Here is a 15,562-nt window from a genome sequence, read left to right on the forward strand (position 1 = left end):
GGTGTCTAGAGTGACCGGTATGACGGACACGCGCACCCCTGCCCCCGCGGCGTGTACGACCGGAGCGGGACGGCCTGCCTTCGTCGTGAACATCGAGGTCTTCCTGGAGCGGGACGGGCGCTGGCTGCTGATCAGGCGAGGGGAGAAGGAGGCGCACGCGCCCGGCACGCTCGCCGGTATCGGCGGCAAGGTCGAGATCGGCCCGCCCTGGATCCTGCGCACCCTCACCCGTCTCAGGTAGGCAGCGGCCGGTCGTTCACCACGTGCTTCATGACAAGGGTGGAGTTCAGGCGCTGCACCCCGGGAAGCGCGGACAGCACGTCGTCCTCCAGTTCCTGGTAGGCGGTCAGATCCGCGGTGACGATCCGCAGCAGGTAGTCGGGATCGCCGAACAGCCGCTGCGCCTGGACGACCTCGGGCACCTTGGCCACGGCCGCCTCGAAGCCGAGCAGCGTCTCCCGATCCTCCTGCCGCATTGTCACGAAAACCAGCGCCTGGAACGTCAACCCGAGCGCGTTGGCGTCGACCACCGCGCGATACCCGCGAATCGTTCCGCTGCGTTCCAGTTCGCGCAGCCGCCGATGGCACGGCGACACGCTCAACCCCACCCGGGCGGCCAACTCCGTGATGGTGAGCCGGCCGTCCTCCTGAAGCACCGCAAGGATCTTCCGGTCGATCGCATCCACGGAGAAAATCCTTCCACAGAGCCGCTTTCAACGCGGGAAACTTAGAAACATCTTTGACCACATCGATCGTATTCTTCCAATGGCTACAGCCTAATGGGAGGAATGCATTCATGCCCGCTACCTCGGTGCTCGCTTTCTGGGCGGTCGCATTCCTTCTCATCGTCGTCCCCGGCGCCGATTGGGCATTCACCATCAGCGCCGGACTACGCGGCCGATCGGTCTTTCCGGCAGTGACCGGCCTGGTCGTCGGGTACGGCGCGATCACCGTCGTCGTGGCGGCCGGAGTCGGCGCGCTGGTCGCCGGTTCCCCGGCCGTCCTGACCGGCCTCACCCTGGTCGGCGGCTGCTACCTCATCTGGCACGGCGTCACGACCTTCGCCCACCCCGCCACTCCCACGACCCCGGCCGGTGACCTGGCCGGGACCGACTGGAACATGTTCTTGCGTGGCATCGGCGTCAGCGGCCTCAATCCCAAAGGACTGCTGATCTTCCTGGCGCTGCTCCCGCAGTTCACCGACCCCCAGGGCGCCTGGCCTGTCGCCGGGCAGATCGGCGTGCTCGGGCTGGCGTTCATGGCCACCTGTGCCCTGTTCTATCTCTGTCTGGGCACTCTTGTCCGTACCGCACTGCACCACCGGCCCGCCGCGGCCCGTCTGATCAGCCGCCTGTCCGGCGCCGCCATGACCGGCATCGGCGCCTGGCTGCTCGTAGAAATACTCGGGCGTTAATTCGGGCGCCGGAATTCCGGCTGACTTTGTTGCGGAACCTTTGGCCACCTGTTTGTCTTTCTCCGCCGGCGTCTGCGCGATATCAGCCTGGCGGGTGGAGGTGAGTGCGCTGCGCATGGCCAAGTACGCCACGCTGATCCTGGCGGGAGCGGCGGCGCTGGTCGCGGGCGGGGTGGCGGTCAACCAGATCCTGGACGACGGGAAACTCAGCTGGACCTGGGCCTACCTGGCGTTCGGGCTCATGATCCTGAGCGCGCTCCTGGCCTCCGCCGTCGAGATGGCGTACGGCCCGGGCCGCGCGGCGGACCGGGTCCCCCGGATCTACCGGCGGACGTACATGCGCCAGGTGCGCGCCTCGGTCGCCGACATGGAGACGATCGGCGTCGTCACCCAGGGCGAGTTCGTCCTGCGGGCGAAACAGGTCTACGTGGACGTGGTCCTGCAACCGCGTCCGGCGCGGGAAGCGGTCGGGGACGGCGGGATCGGCGTGCTCGTGCCGCCTGCCGAGCCGGGCGCGCGGCGCGGACCGCTGGCGGCGTTCCTCACCCGGGGGCGGGTGCTGGCCGTGCTGGGGCCGGCGGGGTCGGGCAAGACCACGATGGCGCGGACCACCGCGCTGCACCTCGCCGAGCGCCACTGGCGGTTCTGGCGGCTGGAGTTCTGGCGGCGGCGGTCCCTGCCGGTGCTGCTGTACCTGCGGGACCACACCGAGGCGGTGACGGCGGGGGAGCCGCCGACGCTGGCCGAGGTGGCGGTGACCGCGCCGTGGTTGCGCGGGAAGATTCCGGCCCGCTGGCTGGACCGCTGGCTCGACCGGGGCCGCTGCGTGGTGCTGCTCGACGGCCTGGACGAGATCGCCAGTGTCGAGGAGCGGCGGCGCGCGGTCGTCTGGGTGAGCGGCCAGATCGCGCGCTATCCCGGCAACGCCTTCGTGGTGACCTCCCGGCCGCACGGGTACCTGAGCAATCCCCTGCCGACCAGCGACGTGCTGCAGGTGCAGCGGTTCACGCCCGACCAGATCGCGTCGTTCCTGCGGTTCTGGTACCGCGCGATCGAACGGCGGGCCCGGGAGGGCCGCGCCGGGGACGTCCAGATGATCGCCGACAGCCAGGCGAGCGACCTGGTCGGCCGGCTGCGGCGCACGCCGGCGCTCTACGACCTGGCCACCAACCCGCTGCTGCTCACCATGATCGCGAACGTGCACCGGTACCGGGGCGCGTTGCCCGGCAGCCGTGCCGCCCTTTATGCCGAGATGTGCGACGTACTGCTGCATCGCCGTCAGGAGGCCAAGAACCTCGCCGATCCGGCCGGTCTGGACGGTCCGAAGAAGGAACGCATCATGCAGGAACTGGCCCTGCGCATGATGCGCAACCGGCAGCGCGACATCTCCGCCGAAGACGCGCAGAACGCGATCAGCGACGTGCTCCACCGCATGGCCCGCCACCTCACCCCGGCGCGGTTCCTGGACCACATCCGGCTCAGCGGCCTCATCCTCGAACGCGAACACGGCCAGTACGCCTTCGCCCACCTGACCCTGCAGGAGTACCTCGCCGCCATCCGCATCCGCAACCAGCCCGCCGACCTGGCGCTCCTGTCCGAGAACGTCGACGATCCCTGGTGGCGGGAGACGACCCTGCTGTGGTGCAGCGGCGCCGACGCCAACCCCGTCGTGCGGGCGTGCCTGGACTCCGGCAGCGTCCAGGCGCTCAGCCTGGCCTTCGCCTGCGCGGACCACGCTCTCGACCTGGACGCCGAGTCACGCGACGAACTCGACGGCATCCTGGCCACCGCCGCCGCCGACCCTTCGAAGGCCCGGCTGGTAGCCGCTGTCATCGCCTCCCGCGTGCTGCACGACACGGTGCTGCTGGGCAGCGGCACCAGCCTCTGCCTCAATCCGGTCCCGGGCGATCTGTGGAACGAGTTCGCCCGCACCGAAGCCCTGCGCGGGCGGCGCACCCCGGCCCGCGACAACGGATCGGCACCGGCGACCGGAGTTCTCGTGACCGACGTTCCCCGGTTCGTGGAGTGGCTGAACACCTTGTTCGACGACGACACCAGATATACGCCGCCGTCCAGGACGGAGATCACCGGGCCCGGCTCACCCGCCACTGTCGTCGCTCGCCCCTCCTGGATCTTCGACATCGAGCATCGGCTGTACCTGCCCGCTGACGCCGCCCATCCCTACCGGCCGACTTCGGAACAGGTCGCCCGGTACCGCCACCTCATCGTCGGCCACGCCTATCCGCTTCTCAGGCTGATCACCAGTGAGTCCCCGATCAGCCTCGCCGGCCGTCTCATCTACGCGAACATCACGAAGTGCACCGCTCCCGGCGCTCTCCTCATCCGGACCATCGAGCTTGCGGCGACCCTCTGTCATCTGCGGATCGCCCAGCCCGCTGACACGCGCTCCAAGCTGCGGGTCCTCATTCGGGTACGCGACCTCGCCCGAGACGTGACCCGCGACCTCCGCCGCGTCCGCGTCGACGTGAACGAGCGCGCGTTGGCAAAGGTCGAGGAATTGGCCCACAGCCTGGATCTGCGGCTCTCTCCCGCGCGCCCGCGCGGCCTCTTCGCCGACGAGCTTTCGAATGATCCAGGCCTCACGTTCGCCGGTGATCTCGCTCCGGATCGCATGTCGGGCGTCGTCCATGACCTCGTCCATGACCTCGCCAATGCGATCGCGCGGGCGCGGGACATCCGGATCGACACTGCGGTCCATCCGGCCGACGGTGCTGACCCGGACCTTGACCTTGGGAGTGATTTCGACAGCGTTCCCGGACGTGATCTCGACCAGGTCCTCGGCCGCCTGCTCGGCCGTGTCCTCGTCCTCTCCCGCGAGGGTGACGGCGGACAGTCCCTCGCGCTGGCTCTCGACGGTCTCCGCCATCTCGACTTCGACCTCGGTCTCGTCCGCGTCCTCGGTCGCGTCCTCGATCTCGCCCGCGACCTCTCCTTCGCCCGTTTCCGCGACTTCGACCGTGTCCACACGGAAAACGCCGCTTTCATCGACCTGGATACCGCTCTCTTCCAGGACGATTTCGTCGGCCCCGCCCGTGCTCTCGATCTCGCTCTCGCGAACGTCGTTCAGCGCGATTTCGTCGGCCCCACCCATGACCTCGACCTCGCTCTCACGCATGGAGGGCTTCTCGTCGCCGACCTCGCCGTCGCTCGCGCGGCCGTCAGGTATGACCACCTCCAGGACGCGCGAATGCTGCTGGCGTGCAAGGCCCTGCTCCGGGCGTGGGCGGCGGCGCGAGCTGCCCGGCGGCGGTCCCGGAGCGATCTCTCCTTGCCGGAATTCCTGGCCCGGAGTCTGGAATCCGTCGAACAGTGCGTGCCGGCGGACGATCCGCCCGCCGCTCTGCGGAAGGCGGTGAACTATTTGCCGCCAGGGACCGATCGTGAGGTCGTCGCCGTCATCGAATGCGCGCAAACGCTGGTCGGCCAGATGTGGGGCCGCGCCCGTCCCATGGACGAGCCGACCCTGGCCATGGCAGGCACGGTGATCCTCGCCGCGCTGGTGCAACTTCCGGAAGTGCCGGCGGCGCGCACGCAACTCCTGTCGGCGCTCGCGACCGTGATCGCCTTCACGTCGCCGGACCACGCCCGGCCTGCCGCCGAGCCGACTCTCTTCCTCGTACGCGTCTGAGACTCAGGCCACGTTTCCGCCGGGCAGGCGGTACACGGGAGCGGCCTCCAGTTGCTGGACGGGAGCGCGGCGGCGGCCCGGGCGGGGGTTTGCGCGGAGGTCGGGGGTGTGGTGGGTGGAGATGACCTCGGCCTGGGGGACCGAGGGGGCGCAGAGGTAGGTGTAGAGGCCGATCATGAGGCGTTGCACGTCGGCGTGGGGGCGGACCACCAGGCGGAGGAACTGGCTGGTGGTGCCCAGCTTGTTGCCGCATTCCCTGACGAAGACGCTGTGTTCGGCCATCAGGTAGTCGCGCAGGTCGCGGCCGTCCTTGCCGGGCGGCAGCTTGACCAGGATGAAGTTGCCCTGCGAGGGGAAGACCGTGAGACCCGTCAGCGAGCGCAGCTGGCGGATCATGGTTTCCCGGTCGTGGGAGAGCAGGCGCAGGCTGTGCTGATATTCCTGCATGTGCTCTTTCAACATGAAGACGACAACTTCCGCAAAAGAGTTCAGGTTCCATTTCGGCACCGAGTTGCGGATTTTTCCCGCTATAGCGGGATTTGAGATTAGGTAGCCGAAGCGGATGCCGTGCAGCCCGAAGTTCTTGCCGAGGCTTTTGAGCACGACCACGTTGGGCCGGATGGCGGCCTGGTCGGCGACACTCGCGTACGGCTCCGCGTCCACGAACTCGATGAAGGACTCGTCCACGATGACCAGGTCGAGGTCGGTGAGCCGGTCCAGCATGCGGATGACCTCGTGCCGGGCGAGGTAGCCCCCGTCCGGGTTGTTGGGGTTGCAGATGACGGCGACCCGCGACCCGCGTTCCCGGATGAAACGGATGTAGGACTCGATGTCCAGCCGGAAGCCCTGGGTCTCCAGCAGCGGGTACATGTCCACGCGTTTGCCGGTTTCCAGGGGCTGGTCGGTCCACCGGCCGAAGGTGGGCACGGGGATGGCCACGCTCTCCCTGATCATCAGGTGGTCGATCCAGGTGATTAGCTCGGTGGAGCCGTTGCCCATGGCGACCGTGGCCGGGTTGAGCCCGAGCGTCGAGCAGAGCTCCTTGGTGATCGTGTCTGAGTCGCTCGGATAGTACTTGAGCACGTCGACCAGGTTCTCCCGCAATCCCTCGAACATGTCCTTCGTCGGGAAGTACGGGTTGCAGGGGATGCAGAAATCCACCACTTCGCGCCGGTGGCCGGATGAGCCGCGCTTCAGCGCGAAGTACGACGGGCTGTGCGCGCCGTTCCGCAATAACGCGAGATCGACTGATCCGCTCAACTCGCTCCGCCTCCTCATCGCGGGCTCCTCGCCCGTTCGGTGATGCATTGAGGAGTACGCGCGGAGCCGTACCAGAGTTCAATGGGTTGTCCTTGACCCCCATTCTGATGATGACTAGGTTCTATTCATTATCATGAAATAAGGGAAAGTCGGGTCCGTGGCGGAACGTTCGGAAGTGTTCATCGGAGGGCGTTGGGTCACCGGGACGGGGTCGCGGCTGATCGAGGTGCGCAATCCGGCGACGGGGGCACGGGTGGGCCGGGCGGGGCTGGCCTCGCTGGCCGACGTCGACGACGCGGTGGCGGCGGCGCGCGCGGGGTTCGACTCGGGCGTCTGGGCCGAGGCCGCGCCGGGGCAGCGGGCGCAGGTGCTGCGCACGGCCGCCGACCTGCTGGAGAAACGGGCGGGGGAGATCGCCCGGCTGATCACCGCCGAGCTCGGGTCCCCGATCGGGCTCAGCGAGCGGCTGCACGTGCCCGACGCGATCAGGCATCTGCGCTGCTCCGCGGACGTGGCCGAGAGCTTCCCGTACGACGAGCGGCGCGCCGACGGGGGCGACACCAGCCTGGTGACGCGGCGGCCGGTCGGCGTGGTGGCGGCGATCACGCCGTGGCACGGGCCGCTCAGCATGCCCGCCCTGAAGGTGGCCCCCGCGCTGGCGGCGGGCTGCTCGGTGGTGCTGAAGCCGCCGCCGGAGACCCCGCTCAGCGCGTACCAGCTGGCTGAGGCGCTGGTCGAGGCGGGGTTGCCGCCGGATGTGCTGAGCGTGCTGCCCGGGGATCGGGACGCGGGCGCGCACCTGGTGGAGCATCCGCGGGTGGACATGGTCGACTTCACCGGCAGCGGCGCGGCCGGGCGTACGGTGGTGTCCGCCTGCGTCAACCGGGCCGCGCGGGTGACGATGGAGTTCGGCGGCCGGGCCGCGGCGGTCGTGCTGGACGACGCCGACCTCGACGCGGTGGTGCCCGCGCTGCTGCCGGTGGCCCTGGCGGAGAACGGGCAGGCGGGGATCGCGCAGACGCGGCTGCTGGTGCCCAGGGCGAAGGCGGACGCGCTGGTCGAGGCGCTGGCCGAAGGGCTGCGCGCGCAGCGGGTGGGCGATCCGATGGATCCGGCGACCACGATCGGGCCGATGGTCGGCATGCGGCAGCGGGATCGGGTGCTCGGTTACGTGGAGAGCGGCCGGGAGGCGGGGGCGCGGGTGGTGACCGGGACGCCGCCGTCCACGCTGCCGGGGTGGTTCGTGACGCCGACGCTGCTGGCCGGGGTGGAGAGCGGGATGCGGGTGGCGCGGGCCGAGGTCTTCGGGCCCGTGCTGGCGGTCACCGCGTACGAGGGCGAGGACCAGGCGGTGGCGTACGCCAACGAGGAGCCGTTCGCGCGGGCGGCGTCGGTGTGGAGCGCGGACGCGGAGCGGGCGCTGGCGGTGGCGCGGCGGATCCGGACCGGGACGGTGAGCGTGAACGGGCGGCGGCAGGCCTCCGGCGGGTGCGTGGAAGCTTTCCGTACATGTCTGGAAAGCAAGTCGATCGCTCTTTAAAGGGATCTCAGCTGGTCAGAGCGTTGCGCCCAGGGCCGGGCACGCTTCCGGGATCATCGGAGCATGGCCGTAGAGATCGACCGCCGGGGCTCGGCGCTGTGGATCACCCTCAACCGCCCTGAGCGGCACAACATGTACGACGTGGACATGGCCGACGCCATGCTCACCGCCCTGTACGGCACCGCCGGCGCGCAGGCCGTCGTGATCACCGGGAAGGGCGGCGTGTTCTGCGCCGGGAGCGCGTTCGACCAGCTCGAAGAGGCGCCGCCCGCGCCGCCGCGGGAGCTGCTGGCCACCTCGGCGCGCCTGGTCGAGGCCATCCGCGGCTGCCCGCAGCCGGTGCTCGCGGCCGTGGACGGGCTGGTGGCCGGGGGCGGCAACGAACTGGTCGTGGCGTGCGACTTCGCGCTCGCGACGCGCAGGTCCTCGTTCGGGCGCATGCGGTCGGCGCGGGCGTGCGGACTGCTTGCGGCGCAGGTCGGGGAGCGGCGCGCCAAGGAGATGGCGATGCTGGGCCGCCGGTACTCGGCGCAGCAGGCGCTGGAGATGGGGTTGATCAACGAGGTCGTTCCCGACGGGGAACTCGGGGTAGCGGTGGGGCGGTGGCTGACGGAGATCCACGGGCTCAGCCCGCGTCTCCTGGAGACCGCCAAGTCCGAGTTCCACGCGGAGAGGGCGACCTTGTGAGGTACTACCGGGATCTGCGGCCGACCTTTGAGGACCGGGGGGATTGGGCGCTTCCGGGCGTGCTGCGGCATCAGGCGGAGCGGCGGCCGGACGCGGTGTGGCTGGACGTGCCGGAGGAGGCCCGGACGTGGACGTTCGCGCAGGCGCTGGCCGCCGCGGAGACGGTCGGGCGGGGCATGGCCGCCTGCGGGGCCCTGCCGGGGGATCGGGTCCTCATCGTCGCGGGCAACTCGTCCGGATTCGTGCGTACATGGCTGGGTTGCGCGATGGCGGGGCTGGTGGAGGTGCCCATCAACACGGCGTACGAGGGGGACTTCCTGGCCCACCAGGTACGGACGGTCCACGCCCGATACGCCGTGATCGACGACGTCTACGCGGGACGCTTCGTGCAGATCGCCGCGGCGTCCACGGACATCGAGAAGTTCTGGGTGATCGACACGGGCAGCCGGGACGCAGCGCTGGAGACGCTGCGCAGCGCCGGCTGGGAGGCCACCCCCTGGGAGGACCTCGAAGCAGGCGCCTCCGGGGACGGCCATGACGCCCCCCGGATCGCCGCACAGGACGATCACCCGCCCGCTCTGCCGGTGGTCCGGCCGCGTGACCTGGGGTCGGTGCTGTTCACCTCGGGTACCACCGGCCTGTCCAAGGGCGTGGCCATGCCCCACGCCCAGATGTACTTCTTCGCCGACCTCTGCGCCTCCCTGACCCGCCTCACCCCCGCAGACGCCTGGATGGTGGTGACCCCGCTCTTCTACGGAAACGCCCAGCTCATGGCGGCCTACCCCACCCTCGTGGCCGGCGCCAGATTCGTCCTCCGCAGCGGTTTCAGCGCCCGCGACTGGCTCACCCAGATCCGCGAGAGCCGCGTGACCGTCACCACCTTCGCCGGCGCGATGATAAACGTCATCTGGCAGCAGCCCGCCCGCCCCGACGACGCCGACAACCCCCTGCGCTGCGCCGTCGCCGCCCCCAGCGCCCCCACCATCCAGCAGCCCATGAAGGCCAGGTACGGCATCGAGGCCTTCGTCGAGGCGTACGGACTGACCGAGATCACCACCCCGATCCTGACGCCGTACGGGGAGGAGCGCCCGCCGGGCGCCTGCGGCCTGCAGGCGGACGAATGGTTCGACCTGGCCCTGGTCGACCCGGAGACGGACGAGGAGGTCCGCGCCGGCGGGACCGGTGAGCTCGTCGTCCGCCCCAAGGTCCCGTTCATCTGCAGCACCGGCTACTACAACATGCCCGACCTGACCGTGGAGGCCTGGCGCAACCTCTGGTTCCACACGGGCGACGCCCTGCGCCGGGACGAGGACGGCTGGTTCTACTTCGTCGACAGGCTCAAGGACAAACTCGGCAGGGCGGGCGAGAACATCAGCTCCTACCTGGTGGAGATCGCCATCCTGTCCCATCCGGCGGTGGTCGAGTGCTGCGTGATCGCCGTACCGGGGGAGACGGGGGAGGACGAGGTCATGGCGTACCTGATCGTCCAGGACGACGTCACGCCCGAGGAGGTCTGGGAGTGGTGTGACACCCGCGTGCCCGACTTCGCCGTCCCGCGGTATCTCCGTTTCGTCGCGGATCTGCCGAAGACGCCGTCGCAGCGGGTGCAGCGCAACACGCTACGGGCGGCGGGCGTCACCCCGGACACGCACGACCGCGGTTAGACGGTGGTCCACACGATGGGGGCGGCGAGCGCCTCCGGGTGGCGGCGTTCGGCGTAGCGCCCGTACTCGTCGATGTGTTTGGCCATGGCCGCGGCGGCGGTGTCGGGGGAATGTTCGGCGAGCGCCTGGTAGATCCGCAGATGAGCCTTGTGTACGGCGATGCGCCGTACCTCCGGGTAGTCGAGGCCGATGGCCGAGCTGTCCAGCATCCAGAGCAGGGCGTCGATCAGGTAGCGGAACATGGCGTTGCCCGAGGCGTGGGCGACCAGTTCGTGGAAGCGCCGGTCCTCGGCCAGGAAGACGTTCTGGTCGTCCAGGTGCTCCCGCATCGTGTCCACGCTGGCCTTCAGCCCGGCGAGCTGCTCGGCGTTCACGTGCTCGGCGGCGAGCCGCGCCACCATGGGCTCCAGCCCGGCTCTGGCCTGCGCGAGCGTACGGAAGGGCGCGTGCTCGAACTGGAGCAGCAGCGTCAGCGAGGTGGCCAGACTGGTCGCGTCGGGCTCCTGCACCACCGGACCGCCACCGGGCCCCGGCTTGAGCGAGAGCACCCCCTGGAGCTCCAGGTATCGCAGGGACTCCCGCAGCGTCCCCCGCCCCACCTCGTACGCGTCGAGCATCGCCTTCTCCGGCGGCAGCCGGTCCCCGACGACGTTCCCCCGGCGGTTGATGTCCGCGACGATGCGCTGGGCCACCAGCATGGCGGTCTTCTGCGGACGCAACGAGCCCTGTGCCATATCTCAGGACCTCCGGGGGCAGTGGCCCGCACGATCGTGGGTGATGATCCACGTAAGAATAGTCTTTCACACCGGGATAGGGCGGGAGCATGGTGAAGCCGCCGGGTACGATGATCTTTACCCGGAAGGCGGTGGTTTGGTGCCATTCGACGAGACCGAACTCGTGCATCTGCGACGCTGCGTGGAGCTGGCCGCCGAAGCCGTGGACGCCGGCGACGAACCGTTCGGCTCGGTCCTGGTGGCGGGCGACGGCACCGCCCTGGCCGAGGATCGCAACCGCGACCGCACCGGCCGCGACCAGACCATGCACCCCGAGTTCCAGCTCGCCCGCTGGGCCGCCGCCCACCTCACCCCGGAAGAGCGCGCGCTCGCGACCGTCTACACCTCGGGCGAGCACTGCCCGATGTGCTCGGCCGCCCATGCCTGGGTCGGTCTCGGCCGCATCGTGTACGTGGCGTCCTCGGCGCAGCTCGTCGGCTGGCTGACCGACCTCGGCGTCGGCCCCGCGCCGGTCAGCCCGCTGCCGATCCAGCAGGTGGCGCCGGGCGTACGGGTGGAGGGCCCGGTCCCGGAGCTCGCCGAGCGGATCCTCGCCCAGCACAGGCGGTTCCACGCCCGCGGCTAACGCAGTTTGTTGCGCAGGTTCTCGTCCTCGCCGGGGAGCGGGTTGGTCCAGGCGATCGTGTCGTCGGTGATGCGGATGGCGCGGCCGACGGGGGCGGCCAGGAGGAGCAGGCCGAAGCAGGTCCAGAACAGCGCCCAGTTGGCGAGGATCAAGGCGAGTCCGCCCGTGGTGAAGACGATGATCACCACGGTGACGAAGATCCACGAGATGGGGCGGCCGTGCGGATGGCCCCCCGGGGAGATCGGGCGAGGGGTGCTGCGTGGCACGTCGCTCATGGCTGTTTCCTGCCCATAAGTCATGCGCTACCCGATATGGCGGTGGGCATGCTGACCCCGGGAGTTCAACTGAGGTTCCAAGTCCGGCACAGGTGGCCGACAAGGCGTACCTCCAAGACTTGGCGGTATGACGGAACTTCTGGACGCCCTGTACGGGGCCGCCCCCACCAGGCAGGGCCCCGGCCTCGTGGGGAAGATCATTCTCGTGATCCTCTGGGTGGGCGTCTGCGCCTTCTCCGTGGTGCTGTCGCTGCCCGACATCGACCTGGCCACCGGCCGTACCGGAACGCCCGGAACGCCCGGAACGCTGACCGTGATCTCCTGTGAGGCGCTCGGCGAGGGGCGATATGACTGCAAGGGCAGCTTCCTCCCTGATTCCGGTGGGCCCGCCATCCCCGTCGACGCGTCGCCGGACTCCGACGCGGGCGAGGTGATCCGGGCCCAGCTCACGCCGGCCGGTGACCGCGCGGTCCCGGCCGGGACGAAGGGCCTGCTCGCGGCCCTCGCCGTACCGGCCGTCGGGGTGGGCGGCATCGGTTTTCTCCCGTACGTGCTGCTCCACTGGGCGGGGATCCGCCGGGGCAGGCGCGCCGCGGTGACGGTGGGTTCCGTGCTCGCCGTGGCCGGGTTGGCGATGGCCGTCGTGGGTGTGGCGGCCTCCGTGGCCTGAGCAAGATTGACCCCATGACCGAACACATCGAGGTACGCGTGACCGCCGGAAGCCCAGCGGAGGCGGAGCGGATCTGCGGGGCGGTGGTCGGCGCCCGGCTGGCGGCGTGCGCGCAGACGGTGGGCCCGATCGTCTCGACCTACTGGTGGGAGGGGCGAGTTCAGCGCTCGGAGGAGTGGCTGCTGCTCCTGAAGACCAGGGCCGACCTCTTCGGGGAACTCGTACGGGCGGTGCGCGCGGAGCACTCGTACGACGTCCCCGAGATCGTCGCGGTGAAACTGGCCGACGGACTGCCCGAGTACCTGACCTGGATCACCCAGGAAACCGGCGGCTAGGTAGATCTTTTACGTCCCACAGTAATAATCGGGCATCTCACGCCACTTCCCCATGTCAAATGACTATCCGGGACACAAAGGGGTTGGGGCGGTGACGAGCGATCGGGAACGGTTCACCACCATCTACGACGAATGCCGGCAACGCGTGTGGGCCTACACAGTCAGTCGTGCGGGACGGCAGGTCGCGGATGAGGTGGTGAGCGAGACGTTCGCCATCGCCTGGCGAAAGTTCGACCAGGTGCCGGAGAACGCCCTGCCGTGGCTCCTCGGAGTCGCGCGCAACGTGCTGCGCGACAACATCCGAGCCGAGATCCGCCGCGAGGGGCTCGCGCGGGAGATGCGCGAATGGATCTCCGGCGACGTGGCCGACCACGTGGCCGAGCGCCTCGGCGTCCTGAAGGCCATGGCCAGGCTCACGCCGGACGACCGGGAGATCCTCATCCTGGTCGCCTGGCAGGGCCTGAGTCCGCGGGACGCCGCCCGGGTGCTCGGCTGCACGGTCGCCACCTTCCGCGTCCGCCTGCACCGCGCCCGCAAACGCCTCCAGCAGGAGCTCGAACCCAGCGCCGCCCCGATGTCCCGCGTCCAGCTCACGAAGGAGTGGTCGTGAACCCTCTCCAGCACCCTCTCGACGAACTGCGCGCCGCGCGTCCCGCCCACCTGGGTGACGCCCCGGTCGATCCGCAGACCCGGCAATCCGAACTCTCCTACGCCTTCGCCCAGGCCCAGCCCGTACGGCGGAAGAACTTCAAGCCGGTGTGGGGCTTCGGCCTGGCCGGCGCCGCGGCGGTCGCCGCCGTGGCCGTGTTCACCAGCGGCACCGGGGTCGGCACCGTGACCGGCGGCCCGGCCGGTGTCACCGCCGCCGCGCCGTCCGGTTCCGGATCGTTCAGCTCCGAGCCGGTCCCGCTGTCCGCGCGCCAGCTGCTCCTGGTGGCCGCGACCAGCGCCGACAAGGAGCCCGCGACGACCGGGAAGTTCTGGTTCACCAAGACGGCCTCGCGGGACATCATGTCCGTGGACGGCGACTACGCGCTGCTCTCCGAAGGCGTGGGCGAGTCGTGGCTCACCGACGGGCAGCAGTGGCACACGTCCCAGTCGCTGGGCACCAAGCCCGCCACCGAAGCCGACCAGGCCGCCTGGGAGGCCGCCGGCTCCCCGACGACCGCCGGTGTGGGCGAAGGGAAGCGGCTGGAGACCGTGCGGCCCGCCGGCAAGCCGTCCACCGACACCTACAAGAGCAAGTACGTCTACTGGCTGGGCCGCAACGTCACCCTCGACCAGATGCGCGCCCTGCCGGCCGACCCGGCCAAGCTCAAGGCGTCCCTGCTCAAGTACTACACGGGCAACAGCACCGAGGCGGACGTGCCGATGGCCGAGGACAACTGGCTGTTCACCGTCGCCGGTGGCCTGGTCATCGGCGGCCCGGTGAGCCCCCAGGTCCGCGCCGCCGCCTTCCGCATGCTCGCCGCCCTCCCGTCGGTCACCTCGCTCGGCCAGGTCACCGACTCCACCGGCCGCCCCGGCACGGCCATCGGCATCGAGACCTCCTCCGGCTTCAGGTCCGACCCTGACAAGGGCGTCCTGCAGGAACGCCTGATCATCGACGAGAAGTCGGGCCGCGCGCTCGCCCGTGAGTACGTCGTGGTCAAGCCGGGCGGCTTCCAGAAGGGCCTCAAGCCGGGCACCGTCAGCAACTCCACGACCATCGTCGACTCCGGCTGGACCGACACCCGTACCTCCTGACCCACGGGGAGAGCGCGCCGCGAGACCGATCTCTCGCGGCGCGCTCGCGCGTCACGCCCCGCGCACGTTGGTCATGATCGCGTACACGGAGGTGGTGGCCGTCATGAACAGCCAGTTGCGCTTGAGGCCGCCGAAGACCAGGTTCGAGGTCTTCTCCGGGAGCCGGAGCCTGCCGATCAGCGTGCCGTCCGGGTCGAGGCAGTGCACGCCCTCGTGGGTGGACGCCCAGATCCGGCCCGCCGTGTCCAGCCGGATCCCGTCGAAGCTGCCGGCCGAGCACTCCGCCAGCAGCCTGCCGTTCCGCAGCGCGTCTCCGTCCACGTCGAAGACCCGCAGGTGTGCGCGGTGGCTGTCGACGATGTAGAGCAGGGACTCGTCCAGCGAGAACGCCAGCCCGTTCGGCCGCACGAAGTCGTCCGCGACGACCGTGACCTCGCCGGTCTCGCCGTCCACCCGGTACACCTGGTCGACGCCGATCTCGCTCTCCGCCCGGTGGCCCTCGTAGTCGCTGGCGATGCCGTACCGGGGGTCGGTGAACCAGATCGAGCCGTCCGACTTCACGACGACGTCATTGGGGCTGTTGAAGCGCTTTCCCTCCCATCGGTCCGCGATCACGGTGATCGTCCCGTCGTGTTCGGTACGCGTGACCCGCCGGTTGCCGTGCTCACACGAGACCAGCCGCCCCTGCCGGTCGATCGTGTGCCCGTTCGTGTACCCCGCCGGCTGCCGGAACGGCCCCACGTTCCCGGTCATCTCATCCCAGCGCAACATCCGGTCGTTGGGGATGTCGCTCCACACCAGATACCGCCCCGCCGCCACGTACGCGGGCCCTTCCGCCCACCGGCACCCGTGGTGGATCCGCTCCACCACATGATCCCCGCCCACCCCGGCGAACCGCTCGTCCAGCACCTCGAACTCTGCCGCGAATGCCACCATCCCAACCTTCCCCTCACCGTCTCGTCC

At 69.8% G+C, this 15,562-nt stretch carries 16 protein-coding genes; 11 read left to right on the forward strand and 5 right to left on the reverse strand.

Features of this window, described 5'->3' with window-relative positions; all coding sequences use genetic code 11:
* Positions 1-19 precede the first annotated feature (19 nt).
* Positions 20-241: an NUDIX hydrolase gene (locus tag Aph01nite_RS02395; protein ID WP_204039035.1), complete on the forward strand. Its 222-nt coding sequence runs from the start codon at positions 20-22 to the stop codon at positions 239-241.
* On the opposite strand, the gene Aph01nite_RS02400 is transcribed toward Aph01nite_RS02395, so the two are convergent.
* Positions 234-686: an Lrp/AsnC family transcriptional regulator gene (locus tag Aph01nite_RS02400; protein WP_204039036.1), complete on the reverse strand. Its 453-nt coding sequence runs from the start codon at positions 684-686 to the stop codon at positions 234-236. The two genes, Aph01nite_RS02395 and Aph01nite_RS02400, sit on opposite strands and share 8 nt — an antisense overlap.
* 110 nt (positions 687-796) lie before the next feature.
* On the opposite strand from Aph01nite_RS02400, the gene Aph01nite_RS02405 reads away from it, so the two are divergent.
* Both Aph01nite_RS02405 and Aph01nite_RS02410 read left to right on the forward strand, forming a co-directional pair.
* The gene (locus Aph01nite_RS02405) at positions 797-1,414 is read left to right on the forward strand and encodes a LysE family translocator (RefSeq protein WP_204039037.1); all 618 of its coding nucleotides are present in this window, start codon (positions 797-799) and stop codon (positions 1,412-1,414) included.
* Positions 1,415-1,514: 100 nt separating this feature from the next.
* The gene (locus Aph01nite_RS02410) at positions 1,515-5,063 is read left to right on the forward strand and encodes an NACHT domain-containing protein (RefSeq protein WP_204039038.1); all 3,549 of its coding nucleotides are present in this window, start codon (positions 1,515-1,517) and stop codon (positions 5,061-5,063) included.
* Positions 5,064-5,066: 3 nt separating this feature from the next.
* On the opposite strand, the gene Aph01nite_RS02415 is transcribed toward Aph01nite_RS02410, so the two are convergent.
* Positions 5,067-6,323 carry a pyridoxal phosphate-dependent aminotransferase gene (locus Aph01nite_RS02415; RefSeq protein ID WP_204039039.1) on the reverse strand — a complete coding sequence of 419 codons (1,257 nt, stop codon included), beginning with the start codon at positions 6,321-6,323 and terminating at the stop codon, positions 5,067-5,069.
* Positions 6,324-6,480: 157 nt separating this feature from the next.
* On the opposite strand from Aph01nite_RS02415, the gene Aph01nite_RS02420 reads away from it, so the two are divergent.
* The 3 genes from Aph01nite_RS02420 to Aph01nite_RS02430 all read left to right on the forward strand — a co-directional run bounded on the left by Aph01nite_RS02420 (position 6,481) and on the right by Aph01nite_RS02430 (position 10,214).
* Positions 6,481-7,863, forward strand: coding sequence for an aldehyde dehydrogenase family protein (locus Aph01nite_RS02420; RefSeq protein WP_204039040.1), 1,383 nt, complete (start codon positions 6,481-6,483; stop codon positions 7,861-7,863).
* Between the two features lie 63 nt (positions 7,864-7,926).
* Entirely contained in the window at positions 7,927-8,550 is a 624-nt protein-coding gene (locus Aph01nite_RS02425; protein ID WP_204039041.1) for an enoyl-CoA hydratase/isomerase family protein, read from the forward strand.
* Positions 8,547-10,214 (forward strand): AMP-binding protein, encoded by a 1,668-nt coding sequence (locus Aph01nite_RS02430; protein ID WP_204039042.1) that lies wholly within the window; start codon positions 8,547-8,549, stop codon positions 10,212-10,214. The genes Aph01nite_RS02425 and Aph01nite_RS02430 overlap by 4 nt, the downstream gene beginning before the upstream one ends.
* Here Aph01nite_RS02430 and Aph01nite_RS02435 read toward each other — a convergent pair.
* A complete protein-coding gene (locus Aph01nite_RS02435) occupies positions 10,211-10,948 on the reverse strand; it encodes a FadR/GntR family transcriptional regulator (RefSeq protein WP_204039043.1) in 738 nt (245 codons plus the stop codon). The two genes, Aph01nite_RS02430 and Aph01nite_RS02435, sit on opposite strands and share 4 nt — an antisense overlap.
* 139 nt (positions 10,949-11,087) lie before the next feature.
* Between Aph01nite_RS02435 and Aph01nite_RS02440 the strand changes: the two genes are divergently transcribed.
* Positions 11,088-11,573, forward strand: coding sequence for a nucleoside deaminase (locus tag Aph01nite_RS02440; RefSeq protein ID WP_239161345.1), 486 nt, complete (start codon positions 11,088-11,090; stop codon positions 11,571-11,573).
* On the opposite strand, the gene Aph01nite_RS02445 is transcribed toward Aph01nite_RS02440, so the two are convergent.
* Positions 11,570-11,848, reverse strand: coding sequence for an HGxxPAAW family protein (locus Aph01nite_RS02445; protein ID WP_204039045.1), 279 nt, complete (start codon positions 11,846-11,848; stop codon positions 11,570-11,572). The two genes, Aph01nite_RS02440 and Aph01nite_RS02445, sit on opposite strands and share 4 nt — an antisense overlap.
* A gap of 127 nt (positions 11,849-11,975) precedes the next feature.
* On the opposite strand from Aph01nite_RS02445, the gene Aph01nite_RS02450 reads away from it, so the two are divergent.
* The 4 genes from Aph01nite_RS02450 (at position 11,976) to Aph01nite_RS02465 (ending at position 14,599) form a co-directional block, all read left to right on the forward strand.
* Positions 11,976-12,518 carry a hypothetical protein gene (locus tag Aph01nite_RS02450; protein WP_204039046.1) on the forward strand — a complete coding sequence of 181 codons (543 nt, stop codon included), beginning with the start codon at positions 11,976-11,978 and terminating at the stop codon, positions 12,516-12,518.
* Positions 12,519-12,532: 14 nt separating this feature from the next.
* Positions 12,533-12,853 (forward strand): divalent-cation tolerance protein CutA, encoded by a 321-nt coding sequence (gene cutA / locus Aph01nite_RS02455; RefSeq protein WP_204039047.1) that lies wholly within the window; start codon positions 12,533-12,535, stop codon positions 12,851-12,853.
* 91 nt (positions 12,854-12,944) lie between these two features.
* Positions 12,945-13,463 carry an RNA polymerase sigma factor gene (locus tag Aph01nite_RS02460; RefSeq protein ID WP_239161346.1) on the forward strand — a complete coding sequence of 173 codons (519 nt, stop codon included), beginning with the start codon at positions 12,945-12,947 and terminating at the stop codon, positions 13,461-13,463.
* The gene (locus tag Aph01nite_RS02465; RefSeq protein WP_204039048.1) at positions 13,460-14,599 is read left to right on the forward strand and encodes a CU044_5270 family protein; all 1,140 of its coding nucleotides are present in this window, start codon (positions 13,460-13,462) and stop codon (positions 14,597-14,599) included. Before Aph01nite_RS02460 ends, Aph01nite_RS02465 begins: the two co-directional genes overlap by 4 nt.
* Before the next feature lie 51 nt (positions 14,600-14,650).
* Here Aph01nite_RS02465 and Aph01nite_RS02470 read toward each other — a convergent pair whose 3' ends face one another.
* Positions 14,651-15,535 carry an SMP-30/gluconolactonase/LRE family protein gene (locus tag Aph01nite_RS02470; protein ID WP_204039049.1) on the reverse strand — a complete coding sequence of 295 codons (885 nt, stop codon included), beginning with the start codon at positions 15,533-15,535 and terminating at the stop codon, positions 14,651-14,653.
* Positions 15,536-15,562 lie beyond the last annotated feature (27 nt).

Source organism: Acrocarpospora phusangensis (assembly GCF_016862995.1).
Classification (GTDB): Bacteria; Actinomycetota; Actinomycetes; order Streptosporangiales; family Streptosporangiaceae; genus Acrocarpospora; species Acrocarpospora phusangensis.